Source organism: Mycolicibacterium neworleansense (assembly GCF_001245615.1).
Lineage (GTDB): Bacteria > Actinomycetota > Actinomycetes > Mycobacteriales > Mycobacteriaceae > Mycobacterium > Mycobacterium neworleansense.
This window is the reverse complement of sequence record NZ_CWKH01000007.1, coordinates 1-945: the sequence shown is the minus strand read 5'-3', so window position 1 is coordinate 945 and position 945 is coordinate 1. Positions and strand designations below refer to the sequence as shown.

Genomic DNA, 945 nt, shown 5'->3' with positions numbered 1-945 from the left:
CCGACCAGCCCGGGCAGAACGTTTTGACCAGGTGGTGTGCCCGGCAGTACAGCTTGGTGTTGGACGGATGGGTCGGGCCCTGCGGATAGGGCATGGTGTGGTCGATGTCGCAGCGTTGCACCGGGGCGTCACAACCGGGGAAGCGGCACGTCAGGTCACGGAAGCGGATGAACTCCGAGAGTGCCACCGAGGGGCGGTACCCGGGCTCGGTGCCCTCGGGGGCGGTGGGTGCGGCGGGTATCCGTACCGGCTTGAGCTTGGCCGTGGCGGCCAGGTTTCGCACCGATTCAGCGGGCAGGATTCCGTACCCGGGTAGATATCCCGGATCATCTGAAGTCCCCTCGAGGGTGGCCTGCTCGGCCAACACGTGAACCACCGCCGCGTCAGCGGCCGCGTGTTTCTGCCCGGCCGGGCAGTCCTCACGGCCGCACCGGCAGGCCAGCTGGGCTTGCAGCCGGGCCAACGGCCCCACCGCATCGGCACGACGCCGCTCACGGGTGCGCGGATCATGCTCACACACCGTGTCAGCCAACGCATCCAGGCGTTGATTCAAGGCAGCCCCATCGGCGGCGTCGATGTTGGCCACTACCGTGGCCGTGCCCGGGCGGCCCGGATCGATCTGCACAAACCGGTCCTGGGCCAGATCCGGCGGGACCCGTTGCCCGTTGGGGTCGAGTTTGGCGACCCATTGATCGATCCGATCGCGCAGTTGGTTTTCCGAGAATCGCATCCACCGATGCGCCCGAGCCGCCAGCTCAGCGTCCACCTCGGCCCACACCGACCGATCCGCGGTCTCGGTGCGGGTGATGATCATCCGAACCACCCGATAATCGATATCGCCGACGGCGAAGCGGGCCGCCACCTGGGGCAGCTTGTCGCGCAACACCCGGGCGTGATGCACCTGGGTGCGGGCCCGGCCCCGGCTGATCCGCATCGCCGCCGACA

The 945-nt window shown here is 68.5% G+C and carries 1 protein-coding gene; it reads right to left on the bottom strand.

What is annotated here, in order from left to right; genetic code table 11:
- The coding region (locus BN2156_RS30320) for an HNH endonuclease signature motif containing protein (protein ID WP_131725221.1) at positions 1 to 945 on the bottom strand (945 nt) is incomplete at both ends.